The 22,550-nt window shown below is 62.9% G+C and carries 19 protein-coding genes and 1 tRNA gene; 2 read left to right on the top strand and 18 right to left on the bottom strand.

Annotation, left to right across the window (positions count from 1 at the left end; translation table 11 throughout):
- Position 1: 1 nt before the first annotated feature.
- The 15 genes from nirD to grxC form a co-directional block, all read right to left on the bottom strand.
- Positions 2-379: a nitrite reductase small subunit NirD gene (gene nirD, locus KIH45_RS02950; protein ID WP_213174472.1), complete on the bottom strand. Its 378-nt coding sequence runs from the start codon at positions 377-379 to the stop codon at positions 2-4.
- Positions 379-2,865 carry a nitrite reductase large subunit NirB gene (gene nirB / locus KIH45_RS02945; protein WP_213174681.1) on the bottom strand — a complete coding sequence of 829 codons (2,487 nt, stop codon included), beginning with the start codon at positions 2,863-2,865 and terminating at the stop codon, positions 379-381. The genes nirD and nirB overlap by 1 nt, the downstream gene beginning before the upstream one ends.
- A gap of 263 nt (positions 2,866-3,128) precedes the next feature.
- A complete protein-coding gene (cynS, locus tag KIH45_RS02940; RefSeq protein WP_213174471.1) occupies positions 3,129-3,572 on the bottom strand; it encodes a cyanase in 444 nt (147 codons plus the stop codon).
- A 26-nt stretch (positions 3,573-3,598) separates the two neighbouring features.
- Entirely contained in the window at positions 3,599-5,389 is a 1,791-nt protein-coding gene (locus KIH45_RS02935; RefSeq protein ID WP_213174470.1) for a bifunctional protein-serine/threonine kinase/phosphatase, read from the bottom strand.
- Positions 5,390-5,432: 43 nt separating this feature from the next.
- Positions 5,433-6,263 (bottom strand): formate/nitrite transporter family protein, encoded by an 831-nt coding sequence (locus tag KIH45_RS02930; RefSeq protein WP_213174469.1) that lies wholly within the window; start codon positions 6,261-6,263, stop codon positions 5,433-5,435.
- Positions 6,264-6,288: 25 nt separating this feature from the next.
- Positions 6,289-7,518, bottom strand: a complete 1,230-nt coding sequence (locus tag KIH45_RS02925) for an alginate export family protein (protein WP_213174468.1) — start codon at positions 7,516-7,518, stop codon at positions 6,289-6,291.
- A gap of 292 nt (positions 7,519-7,810) precedes the next feature.
- Positions 7,811-9,496: an ABC transporter ATP-binding protein gene (locus KIH45_RS02920; RefSeq protein ID WP_213174467.1), complete on the bottom strand. Its 1,686-nt coding sequence runs from the start codon at positions 9,494-9,496 to the stop codon at positions 7,811-7,813.
- Positions 9,497-9,525: 29 nt separating this feature from the next.
- Positions 9,526-10,581 (bottom strand): ABC transporter permease, encoded by a 1,056-nt coding sequence (locus tag KIH45_RS02915; RefSeq protein ID WP_213174466.1) that lies wholly within the window; start codon positions 10,579-10,581, stop codon positions 9,526-9,528.
- Positions 10,582-10,620: 39 nt separating this feature from the next.
- Positions 10,621-12,051: a CmpA/NrtA family ABC transporter substrate-binding protein gene (locus KIH45_RS02910; RefSeq protein ID WP_213174465.1), complete on the bottom strand. Its 1,431-nt coding sequence runs from the start codon at positions 12,049-12,051 to the stop codon at positions 10,621-10,623.
- Positions 12,052-12,274: 223 nt separating this feature from the next.
- Complete coding sequence (locus KIH45_RS02905) at positions 12,275-13,477, bottom strand: ABC transporter substrate-binding protein (protein ID WP_213174464.1); 1,203 nt, start codon at positions 13,475-13,477, stop codon at positions 12,275-12,277.
- A complete protein-coding gene (locus tag KIH45_RS02900; protein WP_213174463.1) occupies positions 13,474-14,055 on the bottom strand; it encodes an ANTAR domain-containing response regulator in 582 nt (193 codons plus the stop codon). Before KIH45_RS02900 ends, KIH45_RS02905 begins: the two co-directional genes overlap by 4 nt.
- Before the next feature lie 209 nt (positions 14,056-14,264).
- Positions 14,265-14,341 (bottom strand) — tRNA-Arg (locus KIH45_RS02895).
- A 73-nt stretch (positions 14,342-14,414) separates the two neighbouring features.
- Positions 14,415-14,906: a DUF1178 family protein gene (locus KIH45_RS02890; protein ID WP_213174462.1), complete on the bottom strand. Its 492-nt coding sequence runs from the start codon at positions 14,904-14,906 to the stop codon at positions 14,415-14,417.
- Positions 14,903-15,727 (bottom strand): carbon-nitrogen hydrolase family protein, encoded by an 825-nt coding sequence (locus KIH45_RS02885; protein ID WP_213174680.1) that lies wholly within the window; start codon positions 15,725-15,727, stop codon positions 14,903-14,905. Before KIH45_RS02885 ends, KIH45_RS02890 begins: the two co-directional genes overlap by 4 nt.
- 19 nt (positions 15,728-15,746) lie before the next feature.
- Positions 15,747-16,019: a glutaredoxin 3 gene (grxC, locus tag KIH45_RS02880; protein WP_337925389.1), complete on the bottom strand. Its 273-nt coding sequence runs from the start codon at positions 16,017-16,019 to the stop codon at positions 15,747-15,749.
- Positions 16,020-16,209: 190 nt separating this feature from the next.
- Between grxC and KIH45_RS02875 the strand changes: the two genes are divergently transcribed.
- Complete coding sequence (locus tag KIH45_RS02875; RefSeq protein ID WP_213174461.1) at positions 16,210-16,683, top strand: Hsp20 family protein; 474 nt, start codon at positions 16,210-16,212, stop codon at positions 16,681-16,683.
- Between the two features lie 767 nt (positions 16,684-17,450).
- On the opposite strand, the gene KIH45_RS02870 is transcribed toward KIH45_RS02875, so the two are convergent.
- From KIH45_RS02870 to tpiA, 3 genes are all read right to left on the bottom strand, one after another.
- Complete coding sequence (locus KIH45_RS02870; RefSeq protein WP_213174460.1) at positions 17,451-19,082, bottom strand: CTP synthase; 1,632 nt, start codon at positions 19,080-19,082, stop codon at positions 17,451-17,453.
- Between the two features lie 116 nt (positions 19,083-19,198).
- The gene (gene secG, locus KIH45_RS02865; protein ID WP_213174459.1) at positions 19,199-19,585 is read right to left on the bottom strand and encodes a preprotein translocase subunit SecG; all 387 of its coding nucleotides are present in this window, start codon (positions 19,583-19,585) and stop codon (positions 19,199-19,201) included.
- A gap of 96 nt (positions 19,586-19,681) precedes the next feature.
- Entirely contained in the window at positions 19,682-20,425 is a 744-nt protein-coding gene (gene tpiA, locus KIH45_RS02860; RefSeq protein ID WP_213174458.1) for a triose-phosphate isomerase, read from the bottom strand.
- A gap of 193 nt (positions 20,426-20,618) precedes the next feature.
- Between tpiA and KIH45_RS02855 the strand changes: the two genes are divergently transcribed.
- Positions 20,619-22,550 carry a peptidylprolyl isomerase gene (locus KIH45_RS02855; RefSeq protein WP_213174457.1) on the top strand — a complete coding sequence of 644 codons (1,932 nt, stop codon included), beginning with the start codon at positions 20,619-20,621 and terminating at the stop codon, positions 22,548-22,550.

Genomic DNA, 22,550 nt, shown 5'->3' with positions numbered 1-22,550 from the left:
GTCAGGCCGCGGCCTTGGGCGCTTCGTCGGCGGCGTCCGCGACTTGCGGGTTCAGGACCGCCTCGCGCAGCAGGAAGATGCGACCGCCTTCGACCTTGGTGGGGATCGTCGGCACGCAGCCGTCATCGTCGCCCAGCGCGCGGCCGGTTTCGAGGCTGATGTTCCAGTTGTGCAGCGGGCAGGCCACGACATTGCCGTGGACGATGCCTTGGCTGAGCGGGCCCTGCTTGTGCGGGCACTTGTTGACGATGGTGAAGACCTCGCCCCGCATGGTGCGGAACACGGCCAGCTCCTCGCGCCCCTCGACGGGGAGCGTGCGGGCGGTGCCCGGTTCGATCTGGTCGACCGTGCCGACGTCAAGCCACTTACCTACAGGCATTATGCAACCTCCGAGATGATCTGAAGCGGGCGCACCTCGGCGAGGTGGCTGTGCAGGTCCGCGCGGTCGCCGCCGGCGCGCTGCGCCCACGGATCGTCCTGCGAGAAACGCTGCGAATAGCGGAAGCGGCGGGCCAGTTCCTTGACCGTGTTGGGGTCGGAGAACAGCGCCTCCTTGAGCCAGTCGAGACCCTTGCGTTCGATCCACGGGGCGGTGCGTTCGAGGTAACGCGCATCCTCGCGGTAGAGCTGGATGAAGGCCGCGCAGTGTTCCATCGCCTCCTGCTCGGTCTCCACCTTGCAAAGCAGGTCGGTCGCGCGGACGTGGATACCGCCATTGCCGCCGACGTGCAGTTCGTAGCCCGAGTCCACGCAGACGACGCCGAAGTCCTTGATCGTCGCTTCGGCGCAGTTGCGCGGGCAACCGCTGACGGCGATCTTGAACTTGTGCGGCATCCAGCTGCCCCAGGTCATCCGTTCGATCTGGACGCCGAGGCCGGTGGAATCCTGCGTGCCGAAGCGGCACCATTCGCTGCCGACGCAGGTCTTCACCGTGCGCAGCGACTTGCCGTAGGCGTGGCCCGAAACCATGCCGGCGGCATTCAGGTCCGCCCAGATGCCGGGCAGGTCTTCCTTCTTGATGCCGAACAGGTCGATACGCTGGCCGCCGGTCACCTTGACGAGGCGGGCCTGGTACTTCTCTGCCGCGTCGGCGATGGCGCGCAGCTCCTTGGGGCTGGTGATGCCGCCCCACATGCGCGGCACGACCGAATAGGTGCCGTCCTTCTGGATGTTGGCGTGAAGACGTTCGTTCACGAAGCGGCTCTTCTGGTCGTCGATATATTCGCCGGGCCATGCGCAGAGCAGGTAGTAGTTGAGCGCCGGACGGCACGAGGAACAGCCGTCGGGCGTCGACCAGTGCAGTTCCTGCATGACCTGCGGGATCGCCTTGAGGTTCTTTTCAAGGATCAGCGCGCGCACGTCGTCGTGGGTGAAGCTGGTGCACTTGCACATCGTCTTGGGGCCGGTTTCGACCGCGTCCTCGCCCAGCGTGACGGCGAGCAGGCTTTCGACAAGACCCGTGCACGACCCGCAGGAGGCCGAGGCCTTGCAGGTCGAGCGGACCGCGTCGAGGCTGTGCGCGCCGTTGTTGATGCAAGAGACGACCTGACCCTTCGACACGCCGTTGCAGCCGCAGATTTCTGCGTCGTCCGAAAGGGCGGCAACGGCGGCGTTAGGGTCCAGCAAGGCACCTCCGCTGGCGAAGGCCTGACCGAAGATCAGCGCCTCGCGGATGTCGGAGATGTCTTCTTCCTTCTTGAGAAGGTCGAAGTACCAGTTACCGTCCGCCGTATCGCCATAGAGCACGGCGCCGACGATCTTGCTGTCCTTGACCACGACGCGCTTGTAGATGCCGCGGCTGGCATCGCGCATGACGATGTCCTCGCAGTCCTCGCCGCTGGTGAAGTCACCGGCAGAGAACAGGTCGATGCCCGATACCTTCAGCTTGGTCGACGTGACGGAACCGCCGTAGCCCGAAGGCGTGTCGGTGGCATAATCGGCAAGGCTGCGGCACATGTCCCACAGCGGCGCGACGAGGCCGTAGCAAAGCCCGCGGTGCTGGACGCATTCGCCGACGGCAAGAATGTCGGGATCGCTGGTGACCATGTGGTCGTCGACCAGGATGCCGCGCTCGACATCGAGTCCCGCTTCCTTCGCAAGACCGGTGGCCGGACGGATGCCGGCGGCCATGACCACGATCTCGGCGGGGATGACGGTGCCGTCTTCCAGCAGGACTGCCGAAACCTTGCCGTCCTTGCCAACAATTTCCTTGGTATTGGCGCTCGTCAGGATGGTCTGGCCACGCTTTTCAAGCTCGGCCTTGAGCAGGTAGCCCGCCGCTTCATCAAGCTGACGTTCCATCAGCGTCGGCATCAGGTGAACAACGGTGACGTCCATGCCGCGCAGCGAGAGGCCGTGGGCAGCTTCAAGCCCCAGCAGGCCGCCGCCGATGACGACTGCGCTACCGCCCTTTTCGGCAGCGGTCAGCATCTTGTCGACGTCGTCGAGGTCGCGGAAAGTGACCACACCGTCCAGATCCTTGCCCGGAACCGGAATGATGAAGGGGTCCGAACCCGTCGCGATCAGCAGCGTGTCGTAGTTCTCGATCCGGCCCGAGCGCGTGATGACGTGCTTCTGCTGGCGGTCGATGCCGACGACGGGGTCGCCCGATACCAGCTGGATGTGGTTGTCATCGTACCAGTCCTGGCCATTGATGACGATTTCCTCGAACGTCTTTTCGCCGGCGAGGACAGGCGAGAGCATGATGCGGTTGTAGTTCACCCGCGGCTCTGCGCCGAAGATCGTCACGTCGAAGCGGGTGCCATCGCGCGAGAGGATTTCCTCCACCGCGCGGCAACCCGCCATGCCGTTGCCGATGACGACCAGCTTTCGGCCACGCGAAAGGACGCCGGTGGTCCCCTTCATGTCTGGTGCTACGGTCACGTTCATCCTGGTCCTCATTCCAAACGCGCACGCAAAAAAGCCGCCACGATCCCAAGAAGGGTTCGGGCGGCACCGTTGCCACGCAATGTGTGATTTCAGCTGCGAGAGATTGCCGTGTTCACGTCCCACCTTGGACGGGGCAATCGCTGCAATTCGATAGCTATACTCGATTCGCGGTGCTGGCGGCAAGCCGTTTTTGCATTGCAGCAATAACGGGCAGCAAGAACGGCCTGCCCCGTCCGGCCCTACCAGCTCTTGTAGGGCAGGAACTTGCCGCTCATCACCACTTGCACGCGGTCGCCCTTTTCGTGAGCGATGCGTTCGATATCCATGTCGAAGTCGATCGCGCTCATGATGCCGTCGCCGAACTTTTCCTGCACCAGTTCCTTGAATGCCTCGCCGAAGACGCCGGTGATCTCGTACCAGCGGTAGATGCACGGATCGGTCGGGACTTTCTGGGAGAAAATCTTGGTCGGATACTCGGCCAGCACGACCGCCGCTTCGGCAGGAAGGCCGAGGAAATCGACCACCTTGCCCGCCGCATCGGGCAGCAGCGAATTCATGCCGAGGCAGGCCGAGGTGCAGAACACCTCCGACAGCCCTGCCGCCGCGGCGATCTCGGCCCATTTCACGCCCTTTTCGCGCTTTGCCGCGCGGATCATGTCGGTCACGTCTGCCTTGGTCATCATGTGCTTCTTCCTTTCAGCCGTGGTCTTCAGAAAAGGCCGATGTCCGGCCTTGTCAGTATGGAAATGGCAAGCGCGACGGCGAGCAGGATCGCCGCAATGCGCCAGTGCCGCGTCGTCCCCCGCTCGATCAGCGGGCGCATGTCGGTGACGAGCGCGGAATTGGGATGCGAAAGGTCGTAAGTGAACTCGCTCAATTCCGAATAGCGGTTCGCCGGATCGATCGCGCAGGCCTTCGCAATGGCCGCGTCCATCCAGCGGGGCACGCGCTCGGTAATTTCCGCGATCGGGCGGTAGCGCAGCTTCTTCTGCTCGGCCCAGGTGGTCGCATTCGCGATGCGCGGGCCATAGGGCAATTCGCCCGTCAGCAGGTGATAGGCGATCGCGCCCAGCGAATAGATATCGCTCTGCGCACTGGCTTCCTCGCCGCGATAGACTTCGGGCGCGGCGAACTGGACCGTCCCGGCATAGGCCGCCTCGCCCGCAGTGCCGGGGGCCGTTTCCTCAAGCCCCGCGACCGCGACCGAGCCGAAGTCGATGATTTTCACCGTCCCGTCGGTGTCGATCATGACATTGTGCGGGCGCAGGTCGCGGTGGACCATTTCCTTGCGGTGGAGCGCCAGCAGGCCCGATGCGATCTGGCGCACGATGTCGCGCACGACTGACAGTTCGGGTTCGGGATTGTCGGCCAGCCACTCGTCCAGCGACTGCCCTTCGACATAGCGCGACACCGCATAGACATGGCCCCGCGTCCGCCCGCTGCCCGAAGGCGCGGAGACGAGGTTCTGGTGCGCGGTGCGGCGGATCGCCCATTCCTCGAGCATGAGGGCGGCGACCTGCCGCTTGTCGGTCGCGGTTTCAGTCGTGGGCGTCTTGATCGTGACCCGCTCGCCCTTTTCCTCGTCGCGGGCGAGATAGACCCGGCTGCGCGCACCGGAATAAAGCACGCGCAGGATGCGATAGCCCTCGAAGCTCTGCCCCGCCTCCAGCAGCGGTGCGGGCGGCAGCGCGGTCTGTTCGCCCACCAGATCGCCCACCTCGCCCGCGGGCAATGCGTCGATGCGGATGACCTGCGCGGTAAGGTTGTCGTCGGCGCCCCGTTCCAGCGCGGCTTCGCACAGCGCCGATGCCGCCTTGTCGAGTGAGGTCGCGCCCCGGATCACCCGCACGATGGTGCCTGCATCAAGCACTTCGTGGACACCGTCGCTCGTCATCACGAAGACGTCGCCGACCTGCACGGGCACCTTGCGATAGTCGATGTCGACTTGCCGCCCCACGCCCATCGCGCGGGCAAGGTAGCTCTGGTTCGAACCGATCGAAATGCGGTGCGCCTCGGTCAGGACTTCCAGATCGTCGCCGGATATCCGCGCGACCTGGCAATCGCCGATGTGAAAGACGTGCGCGCTGCGCGATTTGAGCACCAGCGCCGACAGCGTGCAGACAAGACCGCTTTCGCGGGTCTCCTCGCTGATCCTCATGTCGCGGCGATTGCGCGAATACATCCAGCCGTTGGTCGCCGCGATCACGCGTTCGCCCGAGGTGCGAACCAACCAAGCCGCCGATGTCGAGAAATAGTCGTTGAGGAAGCTCTTCACCGCGGTCTCGGCGGCTTCTGCGCCCAGCCTGCTGGTGGAAATCCCGTCGGCCAGCGCGAAGGCGGCCCCCTTGGTGGTGAGTTCCTCACCGGTCGGCACGAGCGCGCCGTGGAAATCCTGGTTCTCCGGCTTGGGACCGGAGGTCGAATGCTGGCCGAGCGATATGGCGAGGTGATCGCCCATCACTCGGTCGGCATCGACAAAGGAATGGCGGGAAAGGCCCATTCGGAAAAACGCCCTACCTTACCCGCCATTCCACACGCCGCCCTTAGGCAGCGATCTTGAGGTCGGCGGGCTGGCGCGACTTCGACGTACGGTAGTGCGTCGAGTAAAGCATCAGGCCGACGAAGGTCAGGCCGCCGACGAGGTTGCCCAGAACGACCGGAATCTCGTTCCAGATCAGGTAGTCGGCGATCGAGAAGTCGCCGCCCATCATCAGGCCCGAGGGGAACAGGAACATGTTCACGATCGAGTGTTCGAAGACCATGTAGAAGAACAGCATGATCGGCATCCACATCGCGAGAATCTTGCCCGAAACCGAGGTCGAGATCGTGGCACCGACGACGCCGGTCGCGACCATCCAGTTGCACATCATGGCGCGGACGAAGATCGTCAGCCAGCCGGCTGCGCCATAGGCGGCGTAGCCGACGGTACGGGCTTCGCCCATCGTCGCGAACTTGAGGCCGACGGGGTTGGTTTCCGCCGCAAAGCCATAAGTCCAGTAGATCGCCATCATGACGGCAGTGGTCAGCGCGCCGGCGAAGTTGCCGGTGAACACGAGGCCCCAGTTGCGGAATACGCCGCCCCAGGTGCAGCCCGGACGCTTGGCCCAGACGGCGAGCGGGGCCAGGACCATCACGCCGGTCAGCAGGTCGTAACCCAGCAGGTAGAGCATGCAGAAGCCGACCGGGAACAGGACGGCGCCTGCCAGCGGCTGGCCGGTCTGGACGTTGATGGTGACAGCAAATGCCGCGGCAAGGGCCAGGATGGCACCGGCCATGTAGGCGCGGATCAGGGTGTCCTTGGTGGACATCATGATCTTGGCTTCGCCGTTGTCGATGAGCTTCGGCACGAATTCCGAAGGCGCAAGGTAGGACATTTCACTCACTCCTTATCTTCAGTTTTCAGTAAGCGAAGCTCACCTGGATCCAGAGCTTCTCGGTATCGGTGCCGTAGTCTTCGGCATCGTAGTTGGCGTACTTCACGAGGAAGGGATAACCGCCGAGCTTGAAGCCCAGCGTCGCGTCCCATTCCTGGCCGTAATCAAGGCCGCCGACATCGCTTTCGAACTTGTGGTAGGTCACGCCGGCCTTCACGCCCTTGAAGCCGAAGCCGAGCGAGCCGTAGTAATCCTCGATGCCGGTGTTCGGCGTGTTGAGGAAGGCATCGGCAAAACCGTTGAATTTGTGCAGCGTCGCCATCGGTGTGCTGAAGCCCTTGATGCCGTCGTCGCTGCCCAGCTTTTCATAGCCGGCCTTCAACGAAACGCCCGAGATCGCGGTGCCAAGTTCGGCGTTGATGTAGTCTGCCGAGTAGTCGACCAGGTTGTCGCCGTAGTCGCTCTGCTTGGCATAGCTTGCGGTGAAGTTCAGCTTCACCTTGGGGCCGAGCGGAAGCGCGCCCGCGGCGATCGCGCCGTAGGTCTGGCTGGACACGCCAAGCGTCGGTTCGTCGATGTCGTAGTCGAGCAAATAGGCAAAGCCCGTCACATCGATGCCTGCGACTTTGGCGCCTGCGTTCAGGAACACGTGGTCACCATCGAACGCGGTGCGCGCGCCTGCATCGGCGCCGAAGATCGTGCGCTGCGAGATCGAGTAGGTCGCATCGACATAGGCCGGACCGAACTTTGCAGTGGCGCGCACGGCGTCGAAGGTCTGCTCGTTCTGGCGCCAGCCGACGTTGCCGACGAAGCGCGAATTGCCCAGCACGATGCGCTGGCGGCCGACAGTCACCGAACCGAACTTGCCCGAATAGCCAACCTGCAGGCGGTTCAGTTCGACGCTTTCGGGATCGGCGACGACCGAATAGGGTTCGGCACCAAGGTAGCCGTTGTTGCCCGCAATCGTGTCGTTGTAATCGTCGATGAGCGCGAGCGTGCCTTCGGCTTCGGCGAGGATCGAAAAGCCGCTGACCTTCAGCTCTGCGCCTGCCACCATGCCGATGGTCAGCGCGTCGGCGTCGAGGCCGAGATCGTCCTGATCGACCATTTCATAACGCAGCACACCGCCGATGATCGGGTCGAGCGTCACGCCCTCGCCGATGGTGACCGGATCGCCTGCCTTGGCGTGGGCCGTGCCGCCCATGCCCAGCGCCGCTCCCGAGACGGCTGCAAGCAGAAGTACCTGTTTCCTCATTGCACTTACCTCCATGAAGCCGGGCACATTCCCTCATTGCCCGGCGTGGGTCCTGAAACTGGGTGCAAGGCATCGTTGCCCCGCGCGATGTGGGTGAGAGCGCGGGCAGCATCGCCGCGCGTCTGTTCAGGGCCGCGTGGAGGCAGGCGCCATTGCCTGTCCCTGCCCCGCAAATGGCGGGGCGCAGCTTTGTTGTCCGGGCCGCGATGACGGCGCGGCCCGAGGCCGGGCTGGAAGAGGCGCCCGGCCGAATTTCCTGTCGTGTCAGGCCGTCTTGCGCGGCCCTTCGGGGTCAGGCCGCCTTGGCAGCGGGCCCGTGATCATACTCGGCAAGGAAGTGCAGGACTTCCTGGCGGTACTGGTAGAACTTGGGATGCTCCAGCAGCGCCTTGCGGTCGCGCGGGCGCGGCAGGTCGACCTTCAGCACCTTGCCGATCGTGGCGTTCGGCCCAATGGTCATCATGACGACGCGGTCGGCCAGCAGGATCGCCTCGTCCACGTCGTGGGTGACCATGATCGCCGTGACCTTGGTGCGGTTCCACACTTCGACCAGAACGTCCTGAAGGTCCCAGCGGGTCAGCGAGTCCAGCATCCCGAACGGTTCGTCGAGCAGCAGGAGGCGCGGGCTGAGCGCAAAGGCGCGGGCGATGCCGACGCGCTGGCGCATGCCGTTCGACATTTCCGCCGCCATCTTCTCTTTCGCATCGGCAAGGCCGACCCGGTCGAGATAGTAGTCGACAATGTCGCGGCGCTCGGCGCGCGAGGCGTGGGGGTACACTCGTTCCACGCCAAGCGCCACGTTCTGGCGGGCCGTCAGCCAGGGCATCAGGCTGGGTGCCTGAAAGACGACGGCCTTGTCGGGACCAGCGGCCGAAATCTCGCGGTTGTCGAGCACGATGCCGCCGCCGCTGATCTCGTTGAGACCGGCGGCCATCGTCAGCACGGTCGACTTGCCGCAGCCCGAGTGGCCGATGAGCGAGACGAATTCGCCCTTGTCCATGATCAGGTTGAAATCGTCGACGACCTTCAGCGGGCCGTTCGGCGTCGGGTAAACCTTGTCGAGCTTGAAGAATTCCAGATAGCGGTTCTCGACATTGGTCTTGCCCGCTTCCTGATAAGCCTTGGGCGGCGGCGCGAGGTCGAGCGGGGTAACGCCCGGCAGCTGCGCCGCGCTTTCGCCCACCGTCGAGCTTTCGGCGTTCAGCGTGGACAGGTAGTTCACGATCCGCCCGCGCAGGGCCTTGAAATGCTCGTCGTCGTTCACCGCCTCGCGGTCGCGCGGGCGTTCGACGTCGACTTCGAAGATCTTGCCGATCCGGGCAGCGGGCGAAGGGGTGAGCACCGCGACCCGGTCGGCAAGAAGAAGGGCCTCGTCCACGTCATTGGTGACGAGGATAATCGTGCGCTTCTCCTCTTCGCGGATACGCTCGATCTCGTCCTGCAGCTTGGCACGGGTGAGCGCGTCGAGGGCCGAGAGCGGTTCGTCTAGCAGGAGGATCTCCGGCTCCATTGCCAGTGCGCGGGCGACCGAGACGCGCTGGCGCATGCCGCCCGAAAGCTGGGCGGGCTTGCGGTCCATCGCATGGCCCAGGCCGACAAGTTCGACCTTCTGCTTCACCAGCGCGGCGCGCTCTGCCTTCGAACGGTCCTTGTGGACCGCATCGACGGCCAGTTCGACGTTCTGCTTCACCGTCAGCCACGGAAACAGCGAGTAGGACTGGAACACGAGACCGCGGTCACGGTCCGGCCCGTCGATTTCCTTGCCGCGAAGCAGGATCCGGCCCTCGTCCGGTTTTACCAGACCTGCAACGGTCGAGATCAGCGTCGTCTTGCCCGCGCCGGAGAATCCGAGGATGGCGATAAACTCGCCTTCGGCAACGTCCAGCTCGATACCGCCCAGCACGTCGGTCGTGCCGCCGGACTTGCCGGTATAGCTCTTCTTCACGCCCTGAAGCGAAAGGATCGGCTGATGTTCCATGGCTTTTGCTCCTGTCCGGATTGCAGCGATCAGATCGTGCGGTTCTTGGAAACCAGCGCCTGCAGGCTCATCATGATGCGGTCGAGACCGAAGCCGATGAAGCCGATGACGACGACGGCGAACATGATGCGGGCGAGCGACTGGGAAGAACCGTTCTGGAACTCGTCCCACACGAACTTGCCGAGACCGGGGTTCTGGGCGAGCATTTCAGCCGCGATCAGCACCATCCAGCCCACGCCCAGCGAAAGGCGCATACCGGTGAAGATGTAGGGCAGCGAAGCAGGCAGGACGAGCTTCGTCAGCTTGGCAAACGTGCCCAGCTTCAGCACGCGGCCCACGGCCAGCAGGTCCTTGTCGATGCTGGCGGTGCCGACGGCGGTGTTGATCAGCGTCGGCCAGAGCGAGCAGAGCATGACGACCAGAGCCGAGATCACGAAAGCCTTGGGCAGCAGCGGATCGGCGCTGGTGATCATGGCCGAGATGACCATCGTCACGATCGGCAGCCATGCCAGCGGGCTGACCGGCTTCATGATCTGGATCAGCGGGTTGATGGCGGCGTTGAACTTCGGCGAAAGGCCCGCGGCAAGGCCGATCGGCACGGCGACCAGCGTTGCGAGGATAAAGCCCAGCGCCACGGTCTTCAGCGAAGTGAAGATCTGGTCGAGGAAGGTCGGCGGACCCGCATAGGTAAAGTCACGCACGGCGCCCGGATTGCCCGCAGCGATGGCTGCGGCATTACGGGCATCCTGATCGGCGTAGAACTGGCCTTCTGCTTCCTTGGCGGCCGACCACTCCTCGGTCAGGGCGATGCCCTGTTCGAAGACCTCGACCGGCCCGGGAAGCGCCCCCAGCGAAGTATCGACCTGCGGTGCGAGCACGGCCCACAGCGCGAGGAAACCGAGGATGCCGAGCGTCGGGGCGATAAGCCCCTTGGCAAAGGCCACCGCCTTGGAAACAGCCTGGTTCGGCTTTTTCTCGGTTTCGGTTTCCGCTTCTGGCACGGCGACCTTGCCAGCGACCGAGCCGGCTGCGGCTTCTATGGTCGGGGTCTCAGCGTCGTGCGCGTCTGCGAATACGGTTGCCATGATCGATACTCCGAATGGGGGGGCGTTAGTCGGGCGTGCTTACTTGACGCCAGCCGCGCTCACGGTCTGGCCCTTCTTCAGGCCGATCGGGAACTTGGCGAGGTAGGCGTTAGGCGTCTTGCCATCGAAGGTGATGCCATCGATGAAGCCGCCCTGTTCGCCGCGGAAACCGTCGGTTTCGGGAACCGAGCCGGCCGGGATCACGCCGTCTTCGACGAGCTTGTTGGCAGCCGCGAGGTAGAGGTCGGGGCGATAGACGGCCTTGGCCTGGTCGAAGTACCACTGGTCTTCGTGATCGGCCGGGATCTGGCCCCAGCGGCGCATCTGCGTGAGATACCAGATCGCGTCCGAGTAGTACGGATAGCCTGCGAACTTGTCGAAGAAGATGTTGAAGCCCGGCGCGTCGCGGGTATCGCCCGGCGCGAAGGTGAACTTGCCGGTCATCGAGGCGGCGATAACGTCATAGTCGGCGCCGACGTAGTTCGACTGCGACAGGATCTTCACCGCTTCGGGACGGTTCGCACCGTTGTCGGCATCGAGCCACTGCTGCGCACGGATCATGGCGCGCAGGATCGCGGCGGTCGTGGCCGGATATTTCTCGGCAAAGTCCTTGCGGATGCCGAAGACCTTTTCGGGGTTGTCGTTCCAGATTTCATCGTCGGTGATGACGGGAACGCCGATCTTCTTGAAGACCGCGGCCTGGTTCCACGGTTCACCCACGCAGTAACCTTCGATCGTGCCGGCTTCCATCGTGGCGGGCATCTGCGGCGGCGGGGTGACGGACAGCTGAACGTCGGCATCGACAACGCCGGTCACGTCGCCGTCGGTGTAGTAACCGGGGTTGAGACCGCCGGCCGCGAGCCAGTAGCGAAGCTCGTAGTTATGGGTCGAGACCGGGAAGACCATGCCCATCTTGAACGGCTTGCCCTGTTCGTTGCGCGAGGCGACGACGGGCTTCAGCGCGCTGGCGCTGATCGGGTGCTTAACCTTGCCGCCTTCCATCGGAAGGTCGCCCTTGATCTCGTCCCAGACCTTGTTCGACACGGTAATGGCGTTGCCGTTGAGGTCCATCGAGAGCGGGGCGATCAGTTCGGCCTTGGTGCCGTAACCGATGGTCGCCGCGATCGGCTGGCCGGCAAGCATGTGCGCACCGTCAAGCTGGCCGCCGATCACGCCGTCGAGCAGGACCTTCCAGTTCGCCTGCGCCTCGAGAGTGACGTTGAGGCCTTCTTCGGCGAAGAAACCCTTTTCCTTAGCAATGGCGAGCGGAGCCATGTCGGTGAGCTTGATGAAGCCCAGCTTCAGGTTCGGCTTTTCAATCTCGCCGCCTGCGGACGCGGCCTGGACCGCACCCTCGCCTGCGCCTTCCGACCCGCTCGACCCGCAACCGGCGAGAGCCACCGATGCCAGCATGGCCACGACGACGCCGCGACGACCGAATTTCATTCCCTTGAACCCGAAGTCAGCCATTGTTCCCCATTCCGTTCCGTCCAGCGCAAAAACGAAAAAAGCCGCCACGATCGAACCCTGGAAAGGGAGATCGGGCGGCACCGTTGCCACGCAATGTCTGCAATATGCGACGAGGGTTCTGGAAGCTTCCCAACCTTGGGAAGCGAACCGTCTCGTTGCCCGTCTTTAGTAAGCGATTCGCCGCACCTGCGTAAAGCGGTTTTTGCAGTGCAGCAGCATTTTCCTATTGATCGAGGCTCGCAAGATAGGACTCAAGCCTTTCAGGATCAAAGGTTTTTCCGTCAAAGAAATTGTCGGGCGAAAGGACCAGGCGGCCCTGTTGTGCGCTCACGCCAAGCGGGCTGGCAATGCCGCCCTCGACCTTGGAGCTGGCACCAGGCAGCGGCGAATCCCGGCCCGAAAGTGCCGCGCGATAGATGTCGGGACGGAACACCGCCATCGCCTTTTCCGATGCCTCGCGGTCGAACCCGCGCCCTTCCCAGCGCATCATCTGCGCATAGAGCCAGCCGGCCTGGCTGACCCACGGGAAGTTCGCCGCCTCGCGGAACTGGAACATGAAATCGGGGTAGTGGATGAGCTCGCCGCCCTGCTGCAGGCGCAGGCGATCCGAGATGGCGTGGAGGATCAGCGCCGGGTCCGCGCCGACATATTCGGGGCGGGCGAGGATTTCTGCGTTGGTTTCCCAGTTTGCCGGATCGACGAAGTGTTCGCCTGCGCGCCGCATGGCGACGATCAGCCGTTCGAAGGCATCCCGCTTTTCCTCAAGCTTGGCGGTCGGCACAGCGAGAACTTTCTCGACACCGCGCCGCCAGATTTGCGCGGTAGTAAGCACGATGCGCCCCACCCCGCGCTCGACCGCGACCGAGTTCCATGGCTCACCCACGCAGATGCCATCGACCTCACCCGATTCGAGCGCGTCTGCCGCGAAAGGCGGGGCCACGGTGACGATATCGATGTCGCGATCGGGCCGGATGCCGCAGGCCGCGAGCCAATACCGCAACATGTAGTTATGGCTGGAATGGCGATGCACCACACCGAAGCAGAGCCTGCGGTCCGAAGACGCAACCACATCGGCCAGACGCTTGCCCACCTCTTCCGCATTGCCAAGCCCGCCTTCGGGCTGAAGCTTGTCGGCAAGGTCGTTCGAAACAGTGATGGCATTGCCATTAAGGCCCAACACGAACGGCACCGACAACGGCCGAGCAGGACGTCCGATGCCCAGCGTGGTGGCGATAGCCAGAGGGGCCAGCAGATGCGCGGCGTCGGCATGTCCGTAAAGCAGCCGGTCCAGAACGGTCGCCCAACTGACATCGCGAAGGAATTCCAGATCAAGGCCGACGTCCTCGGCAAAGCCATGTTCCTTCGCGAGGATTGGCAGCGCCGCATCGACAAGCGGCAGGAAGCCGATGGTCAACCTGTCCGTCACGCTGCGCCTCCCAGCAATTCCTGAGCCATGACAAGGGCTTCGGCCACTTCCGCTATCCTCTTGCTGCTGCGCATCGCCTGACTGCGCAATTCCTTATAGGCCTCGGGCTCCGACAATCCCTTGCTGTTCATCAAAAGCCGCTTTGCACGATCGATGTTTTCACGCTCGGCTAGCTGCCCACGCGCTTCGGCAAGGTCACTCTGCATGCGTGAGAAGGCGTTGAACCGGCGAACTGCGACATCGACCAGCGGACGAATGCGACCTGTAGAAAGGCCATCAACCACATATGCCGAAACACCGGCGTCAATCGAAGCTGCAATCGCATCATCGTCGCTTTCATCGACGAACATGGCGATCGGCTTTGCGAGCGCGCGACTTACGGCGAAATACTCTTCAAGAACGTCACGCGAGGGATTGCCGAGATCAATAAGAACGACATCCGGCTGAATCTCATCCATCCGGGCCATGAGACCAAGGCGCTGTGTTATGACAAAAATTTCGCAATCGGGGAGATCGGCGAGACCATCCTCGATAATCGAGGCGCGCATCTCACTTTCATCGACGATCGCAATTCGCATTCGCGCGTTGTGCAATGCACAATGCCGCTTGGCAAGCGGGTTGACTGGGCCACGATGCTTTGAAGGGGATTCAAGCGACAGCTCGCCTTGTCTGCTACTCGCGCCTCAAACCTGCCAGTCCGCAAACGGCCAAACAGCCGTCGCTGGGTGCACATTACCGTAAGGTTGGGTGAGCGCGGAAACCGCAGAAACCTGCGAATTTTCGCTAATGGTGCGCCCGACAGGATTCGAACCTGTGGCCCCCAGATTAGGAATCTGATGCTCTATCCTGCTGAGCTACGGGCGCACTCAGGGGTTCGTTTATAAGCGGCTTGCCGCGATGACAATGCGTTAAGTGCCCTGCCCTCGCCCCAGCGAGGTCAGTTGACGATGTCGGGCGGCGCGACCGGGAACGGCAGGGGCGCGATCTCTACGCCTTCTTCGAGCAATTCCTCGACTTCTTCGCCCGTGGCTTCGCCGTGAATGGCCTCGGCTTCGCGCTCGCCGTAATGCATGGCGCGGGCCTCGTCCGCGAAGTCACCCCCGACCCAGCGCGACTTTTCCAGCGCTTCCTTCTGCAGAGTGGCGAGCTTTACCAGCGCCTCGCGCATCTTGGGCGTGACGTTTGCGACAGATGCTGTGGGTACAGGCTCACCCTCGACCGGCGCTTCGACGCGGACTTCGCGCGCGGGCATCTGGTTGCCCTTGCGGCCTACGGAAGGGGCCATAACCGCCTTCTCGATTTCCGGCGAGCCGCATTCCGGGCACACGAGCAGTCCGTCGTCCTTCTGACGCGCGTAGTCGTCCGACGAGCGGAACCAGGCTTCGAACCGGTGGCCGTTGGGCTGACAGGAGAGGTCGAATACGATCATTGCCGCTGCGAATTAGGGATTTTCCGCCGATTGGCAAGACTGGGAAGCTGGCGGCGTACCTCCGCGATGCGTGCATGATCGATCTCGGCAAAACCGACACCGGACATGTCGCCCATGTCGAGCAGGACTTCGCCCCATGGATCGACGACCAGGCTGTGCCCATAGGTCTTGCGCCCGTCTTCGTGCGAGCCGACTTGCGCGGTTGCGATCATGAAGGCGCTAGCCTCGATCGCGCGGGCGCGGATCATCACTTCCCAATGCGCGCGACCGGTCGGCACGGTAAAAGCCGCCGGCAACGCGATTGCATCGCAGCGCGCATTGCCAAGCGCTTCGAACAGCGCGGGAAAGCGAAGGTCATAACAGATGGCGAGACCAAGCCGGCCAAGCGGGCATTCCGCCGTGACGACCGCATCACCTGCGACATAGGCATTGGATTCGCGCCAGCTTTCGCCCGTCGCCAGGTCGACGTCGAACATGTGCATCTTGTCATACCGCGCCACAACATCGCCATCGGCATCGATCAGAAGGGAGCGGTTCGCCCATTTCCCATCCTCACGCTCAACAGCCAGAGAGCCGAGCGCGACCCAGATGCCATGCGCCTTGGCTGCGTCCCGCACTTGTTGAAGCACCGGATTGTCAGCTTCGGGCACGACATGACCGCTTGCCCTCGCCCTGTTCCGATCGAGCAGGCCCGACATTTCGGGCGTGAACAGCATTGCCGCCCCGCCCGCCGCCGCTTCGGCGATCGCGGTAACGATCGCCTTGGCATTGGCATCGGGGTCGATACCGGTCGTCGCCTGAAATATGGCAATGCGGGTCACAGTGTCGCTCACGCCACGATCAGAGACCCAGCATCGGGTCTAGCTTGCCTGCGCGTTCCAACGCCGCCAGTTCGTCGCTACCGCCGACAGCTTCGTTATCGATGAAAATCTGCGGCACGGTGCGCGCGCCCGGCTTGCGCTCGACCATCTCGGCGCGCTTCTTGCTATCCATCGTCACATCATATTCGATGAACTCGATGTCCTTGGACTTCAGCAGCGCAACCGCGCGATGGCAGTAGGGGCAGCCGAACTGGGTATAGATCTCGACCTTCGGCTTGTTGTCTTCGGACACGCAATTTCCTTTCCATAACGACATTTCAGCCTGCCCCAAGGTACTTGAAGCAGGGATTTCGGGTACCCAGATGTGTGTCGGCACCGCATGCCGCAAGGGTGCGATGTCAATATCGAGTGCGGGCAAACCCGGCGCCCTATGGGCCGGACCATCGCCTGCAGTGAATTGCTTCTTGAGGAGGATTTGCAAGATGAACCGTATGGATTTCACCCCCTATCGCCGCACCACCGTCGGTTTCGACCGCCTTTTCGACCTGCTCGAAAACAATGCGCGGATGAATTCGGGCGACAACTACCCGCCCTTCAACATCGAGCGCCGCGGCGAAGACAACTATCGCATCACTCTCGCCCTTGCCGGCTTCAAGCCTGAGGATATCGAGATCACCGCGCAACAGAACCTGCTGACCGTGCAGGGCCGCAAGGCCGAGGAGGCCCAGAAGGGCGAATTCCTCCACGTCGGCATTGCCCAGCGCGGGTTCGAGCGCCGCTTCGAACTGGCCGATTTCGTTCTGGTGAAGGACGCGAAGCTGGCTGATGGCCTGCTTGTGATCGATCTCGAACGCGAAGTGCCCGAGGCGATGAAGCCGAAGAAGATCGCCATCAACGGCGCCAAGCAGCTTTCCGTCGTTGAGAATGAGGATGGCGGAGAAGACAAGGCCGCCTAACTCTCGGTAAAAACACATAAAAAGGGCGCGTCCGGTAAGTCCGGGCGCGCCTTTTTTAGTATAGTTAGATTATTTTATGTAATTTGGGGGTGAGCCGAAGCTCACCCCCGCGACGTCACCGCCGCGTTGCCCCCTAGAATGACCATCCGGGTCGCAGAAAGACAGTCACCCCCGGGAAGCAAACCCTTATAACATTTCTAACATTCTTCAGCGATATCGGTAAGAGTGTTTATGTCAACAATTGTTAGTTTTCCCTGATTCCGGGAGACAATGTTGCAAATTACCCACCGAGACAGCTTCCGATTGACCTACTCGGAGCCTAATCAAGCAATGTTCCATCGCTCGCCTTGACCGAGCGCAAGTTTCATCTTGTCCGCCCAACTTTCCCAGATTCTGTGACCGGCAGGCGCCGTCGTAAACGCGCGAAACCGCAGTCCCGAGGGACTGGCGCTACCGATCTCGATTCTCATTGTGATTTGCCGCCAACGCCCGGCGGATGCGTGCGTCATGCGCAAAGTCGTTGCAGTCAATTTGGCAATTGCCGTCCGGACATGACCGCGCATCGGCAGGCATCGTGCCGGCGGCAGGCCGGACAGTTCGCGTGCGTCTAGAGACGGCATGGTACGTTGACAGCCTCGCGCCTTGGCGCGCCGTCCGGGCCACCACCGCCCGGATAAAACGACCCGCAGCGATTAACAAATGTTAAACGCTGGAAATGGCTATCGTTTGGGAACGGGGCTTTGACAACCCCCTTCCCCACTAAAGCGTCACATAAGGCGCGATTGTTCCAGAGCGGCACCGATAAACCCGGCGAACAGCGGGTGCGGGTCGAACGGGCGGCTCTTGTATTCCGGGTGGAACTGCACGCCGACAAACCACGGGTGGTCCGGACGCTCGACGATTTCGGGAAGCAGCCCGTCGGGCGACATGCCGGAGAACATCAACCCGCCGTCTTCAAGGCGATCCTTGTAGGCCACGTTCACTTCGTAGCGGTGGCGGTGACGTTCCGAAATCTCGGTGCTGCCATAAAGCGAGGCGGCCCGGCTGTTGCCAGCCAGCTTCGCCTCATAGGCGCCAAGGCGCATCGTACCGCCAAGGTCGCCGCCCGCTGCACGGGTTTCGAGACCTTCGGGCGTCATCCACTCGGTGATGATGCCGACGACGGGTTCGGAAGATTCACCAAACTCGCTCGACGAAGCGCCCGCGATACCGGCCGTGTTACGCGCGCCTTCGATGCAGGCCATCTGCATGCCAAGGCAAATGCCGAGGAACGGCACGCCACGCTCGCGCGCGAAACGCACGCTCTCGATCTTGCCCTCGCTGCCACGGTTGCCGAAGCCGCCGGGGACGAGAATGCCGTGCATCGGCTCGAGCTGGGCGATGATGTCGCTGTCGTCCTGCTCGAAAAGTTCGGCGTCGATCCAGTTGATATTGACCTTCACCCGGTTCGCCATTCCGCCGTGGACCAGCGCCTCGTTCAGCGACTTGTAGGCATCGGGCAGGCCGACATACTTGCCGACGACCGCGATCGTGACTTCGCTCTCGGGGTTTTCATACCGGTCGACGATGTCGTGCCAGGTTGCCAGTTCGGGCTTCGGAGCCTCAAGCCGGAAGTGGCGCAGGACTTCGTTGTCGAGCCCTTCGGCGTGGTACTGCAGCGGCACCGCATAGATCGAACTTGCGTCGAGCGCGGGAATGACCGCTTCGGGCCGAACGTTACAGAACTGCGCGATCTTGCGGCGCTCACCCTCAGGCAGGGGCTGTTCGCAGCGGCAGAGCAGGACATCAGGCTGAACGCCCAGCGAAGTCAGTTCGCGGACCGAGTGCTGTGTCGGCTTTGTCTTAAGCTCGCCCGCGGCCTTTATGTAGGGGACCAGCGTCACGTGGATCGCGCAAGTATCCTCGCGCGGAAGCTCGTTACGCAGCTGGCGGATCGCCTCAATGAAGGGAAGGCCTTCGATGTCACCGACCGTGCCGCCGAATTCGCAAAGGACGAAATCGAGCCCTTCGGTATCAGCGAGCGCGAATTCCTTGATCGCGTCGGTGACGTGCGGGATCACCTGCACCGTCGCGCCGAGGTAGTCGCCGCGGCGTTCCTTCGCGATGATCGACTGGTAGATGCGTCCCGAAGTGATGTTGTCGCCCTGGTGCGCCGAAACGCCGGTGAAGCGTTCATAGTGACCGAGGTCGAGGTCGGTTTCCGCGCCGTCATCGGTCACGAATACCTCGCCGTGCTGATAGGGGCTCATCGTCCCCGGATCGACGTTGAGGTAGGGATCGAACTTGCGGATGCGGACCTTGTACCCGCGCGCCTGCAGCAATGCTGCGAGGCTTGCCGCCATGAGACCTTTGCCGAGCGAGGAGACCACGCCGCCGGTGATAAATATGTACCGCGCCATGGGAGTCGGGCCTTAATCAATAAGGGTGCGTCGCCGCAAGCAATGCGAGCACCGGTTTGCACAAATAGATGACATTTTTTCGCGCGGTCACCTGACCGCGCGACGGCATGCGTGCCTTATTCGCCGACGGCACCCGCAAGCGGATCGTCGCTGGCAGGCGCTTCGGCCGGAGCCGGAGCAGCCGTATCTGCCGGAGCGGCAGCAGGCGCGCCGAGCGGATCGACATCGGCCGGAACCGTACGATCGAGCGAGGTATCGACGTCGCTGCCCGAAGTGGTGTTCACCGAAACGGCAGCAAGAGCGATCGAGAGAATCACGAACAGCGTCGCGAGAATCGTCGTCGCACGGGTCAGGAAGTCAGCCGCGCCGCGCGCGGACATCAGGCCCGACGGGCTGCCGCCAACGCCAAGGCCACCGCCTTCGGAACGCTGCATAAGGACAACCGCCACGAGCCCCGCGCCGACAAGCGCCTGGACCACGGTCAGGAACAGAAAAAGCGACATGACCTGCTAAACTTCCGTTTGGTATCTCTTGAAATCGTCGCCGCCCTTAGCCCCATGGCCTGCGCGGCGCAAGGACCGGGACGGTCAGCCGATTTATCAGTCCTGCTCGGCCGCAGCCGCAATGATGGGTACAAAACCGTCCGCGGTAAGGCTGGCACCGCCCACCAGCGCGCCGCCGACTTCGGCAACGGCCAGCAGTTCTTCGGCGTTCTCGCCCTTGACCGAACCGCCATAGAGAATGCGCACGTCCGCGCCTTCATCGCCGTACTTGTCGGTCAGCACCGTGCGCAGGCGCTTGTGCATGGCGGCGACGTCGGAGACCTGCGGGACGCGGCCCGTGCCGATTGCCCATATGGGTTCGTAAGCGACCGAAAGCCGCTGTGCGGTGTCGGGAAGCGAAGCGGCCAGCTGGCGCGCGACTACTTCCTCGGCCTCGCCCGAATCGCGTTCGGCTTCCGATTCGCCGACGCAAAGGATCACGCCCATGTCGACGGCCTGCGCGGCTTCGGCCTTGGCCTTCACCTGCTCGTTCGTTTCGTGGTGGTCGGCGCGGCGTTCGGAGTGACCGACGATCACGAAGTCGGCCCCGGCCTCACGCAGCATCGGCGCAGAAAGATCACCCGTGTGAGCGCCTTTTTCCGCGTGATGACAGTTCTGTGCGCCGACGCCGGTACCGGTCAGGCCCTCGCGCATGGCTGCGATCAGGGTCACCGGCGGCGCGATCGCGACCTCGACCTTGGGCAGGCGCTGAGCCGCGCGATCGATCGCGCGTGCTTCCGACAAGGCGGCACGCATGCCGTTCATCTTCCAATTGCCTACGATGTAGTAGCGTTGGCTCATGAGCCCCTCTGGTCCTGCCTTGCCCTGTTAACCGAATACTTGCGAAGTGCGCGGCGGCTAGCCGAAGCGGTCGACCGTGTCAAAGCACGAGACGCCGATTGGTTGCAGGCTTGCCTCTAGCCGTTTAGAGCACCGCGCAAACGGGCATCCCCGGCAGGACCGCCCCACTTGAATTTTGACAGGCCGGAAAGACATGATCCAGGGTTTTCGCAAGCTTTTCCAATCACCTATCGGCCTTGCCGTAACCTTGGGCTTTGTGGGGCTGATCGCCCTCGCCTTTGCCAGCGCCGACATCACCGGATCCGGCTTCGGCGGCATCGCTGGCGGCGAACGCGTCGCCACGGTCGGTAGCGAGCGGATTTCCACAAGTACTTACCGTGAAACACTTAATGGTGCCTACGAACGGGCCCGCGGTGAAAATCCGGGTCTGACGTGGGAGGAATTCCTCGACGGCGGCGGCACCGACGGCGTCCTCGACCAGATGACCGAGCGGCTGTCCGTCTATGCCTTCGCCAAGGAAAACGGCATTCGCATCGGCGATTCGCTGGTCGGCAGCGAACTGACGCAGATCCCGGCGTTCCAGGGCCCCGACGGCCAGTTCAGCCAGGAAATGTACCAGGCGGCGCTGCAGCAGCGCGGCCTTTCGGAAAAGCTGGTTCGTGAAGATCTCGAACAGGGTCTTGCTGCCCGCATGATGCTGATCCCAGCGCAGATCGGCACGCAGTTCCCCGAGAAGATGGCCCGCCAGTACGCGCGCCTGCTGAACGAGACGCGTCACGGTTCGGTGGCATTCGTGCCCTCCTCGATCTTCGCATCCGATGTCGAGGTGACCGACGACCAGCTGAAGAGCTATCTCGCGACCAATCGCAGCCGCTATTCGCTGCCTGAGCGCCGGACGGTCCGCTATGCGATCATCGACCGCGCCGGCGTTGCCGATATCGTCGCGACCGACGCAGACGTCTCGGCCTATTATGAAAGCAATCGCGACGAATTTGCCGGATCGGAAGAACGCGTGATGACCCAGCTCGTCATGCCGACCGAGGCCGCGGCCAATGCTGTCCTTGCCGACCTAGCCAACCCGTCACGCATGGCTGCTGTCGCGCGCGAGAAGGGTTTGTCGACCACGCAGGTTTCGGCTGACAGCCGTTCCGATCTGTCGGCCAAAACTTCGCCTGCCGTGACCCAGGCCGTCTATGATGCTGCCGAAGGCTCGATCGCAGGTCCGGTTCGCGGACCGCTTGGCTGGTACCTGATGCGCGTCGATTCGATCACGCGCACCAATGATCGTTCGCTTGCCGAAGTGCGCGACGAGATCGCCGCCACCGTCACCGAGGACAAGCGCCGCCAGGCTCTTGCCGAGCGCGCATCAGAAGCCGAGGACCAGCTGAATAGCGGCGCCAGCCTTCAGGAAGTCGCAGCTTCGCTGAACGCCGAGGTCAAGACGACTGGCCCGCTGCTTGAAAATGGCCAGCCCTTTGATCAGGCCGGTGCAGAAGTCCCGGCACAGGTTCAGCGCGTGGTGCAAAACCTGTTCGCCATGGATTCGGGTAGCGACGCCCAGATCGCCATTGCGGCCGATGGCGAATCGTACATCCTCTACGAACCGGGCAAGATCACCGCTTCGGCCCCGCCGCCGTTTGAACAGATCAAGCCCGCGATTGAAGCTGCCTACAAGCAGGAGCAGGGCTCGAAGAAGGCCAACGCGGCTGCCGACAAGGTGCTTGCGGCAATCCGCAAGGGCCAGACCCCGGCAGAGGCGATGAAGCTGATCGAGAAGACCACTCCGCCCGTCAGCCCGGTCGACATGAGCCGCCAGGAACTGGTCGGTGCGCAGCAGCAGGTCCCGCCTCCGCTCGCACTCATGTTCTCGATGGCTAAGGGCTCGACCAAGAAGCTGGAAGCACCGCAGAAGGCCGGCTGGTTCATCGTCGATCTCGACCGGATCGAGACCAAGGACATTGCAGAAGACGATCCGCTTGTTGCCGCCACGGTACGTCAGCTTGGCCCTGCGATCGGTGGCGAAATGGGCGAACAGCTCACCCGCGCGATCCAGGCCGATGTCGGCGTGACGAAGAACCAGACCGCGATCGACGCGGTCGTGGCTCAGCTTACCGGCAACCGCTGA

This window comes from Croceicoccus gelatinilyticus, from assembly GCF_018398395.1.
Classification (GTDB): Bacteria; Pseudomonadota; Alphaproteobacteria; order Sphingomonadales; family Sphingomonadaceae; genus Croceicoccus; species Croceicoccus gelatinilyticus.
This window is presented reverse-complemented; position numbering and strand designations above follow the sequence as displayed.

Coding starts and splice junctions, on each gene's coding strand:
- KIH45_RS02875 (WP_213174461.1), top strand. CDS start 16,210: ATGAACCGTATGGATTTCACCCCCTATCGCCGCACCACCGTCGGTTTC.
- KIH45_RS02935 (WP_213174470.1), bottom strand. CDS start 5,389: ATGGGCCTTTCCCGCCATTCCTTTGTCGATGCCGACCGAGTGATGGGC.
- KIH45_RS02915 (WP_213174466.1), bottom strand. CDS start 10,581: ATGGCAACCGTATTCGCAGACGCGCACGACGCTGAGACCCCGACCATA.
- KIH45_RS02925 (WP_213174468.1), bottom strand. CDS start 7,518: ATGAGGAAACAGGTACTTCTGCTTGCAGCCGTCTCGGGAGCGGCGCTG.
- cynS (WP_213174471.1), bottom strand. CDS start 3,572: ATGATGACCAAGGCAGACGTGACCGACATGATCCGCGCGGCAAAGCGC.
- KIH45_RS02910 (WP_213174465.1), bottom strand. CDS start 12,051: ATGGCTGACTTCGGGTTCAAGGGAATGAAATTCGGTCGTCGCGGCGTC.
- KIH45_RS02855 (WP_213174457.1), top strand. CDS start 20,619: ATGATCCAGGGTTTTCGCAAGCTTTTCCAATCACCTATCGGCCTTGCC.
- KIH45_RS02870 (WP_213174460.1), bottom strand. CDS start 19,082: ATGGCGCGGTACATATTTATCACCGGCGGCGTGGTCTCCTCGCTCGGC.
- KIH45_RS02920 (WP_213174467.1), bottom strand. CDS start 9,496: ATGGAACATCAGCCGATCCTTTCGCTTCAGGGCGTGAAGAAGAGCTAT.
- nirB (WP_213174681.1), bottom strand. CDS start 2,865: ATGAAGGGGACCACCGGCGTCCTTTCGCGTGGCCGAAAGCTGGTCGTC.
- secG (WP_213174459.1), bottom strand. CDS start 19,585: ATGTCGCTTTTTCTGTTCCTGACCGTGGTCCAGGCGCTTGTCGGCGCG.
- nirD (WP_213174472.1), bottom strand. CDS start 379: ATGCCTGTAGGTAAGTGGCTTGACGTCGGCACGGTCGACCAGATCGAA.
- tpiA (WP_213174458.1), bottom strand. CDS start 20,425: ATGAGCCAACGCTACTACATCGTAGGCAATTGGAAGATGAACGGCATG.
- KIH45_RS02930 (WP_213174469.1), bottom strand. CDS start 6,263: ATGTCCTACCTTGCGCCTTCGGAATTCGTGCCGAAGCTCATCGACAAC.
- KIH45_RS02890 (WP_213174462.1), bottom strand. CDS start 14,906: ATGATCGTATTCGACCTCTCCTGTCAGCCCAACGGCCACCGGTTCGAA.
- KIH45_RS02900 (WP_213174463.1), bottom strand. CDS start 14,055: ATGCGAATTGCGATCGTCGATGAAAGTGAGATGCGCGCCTCGATTATC.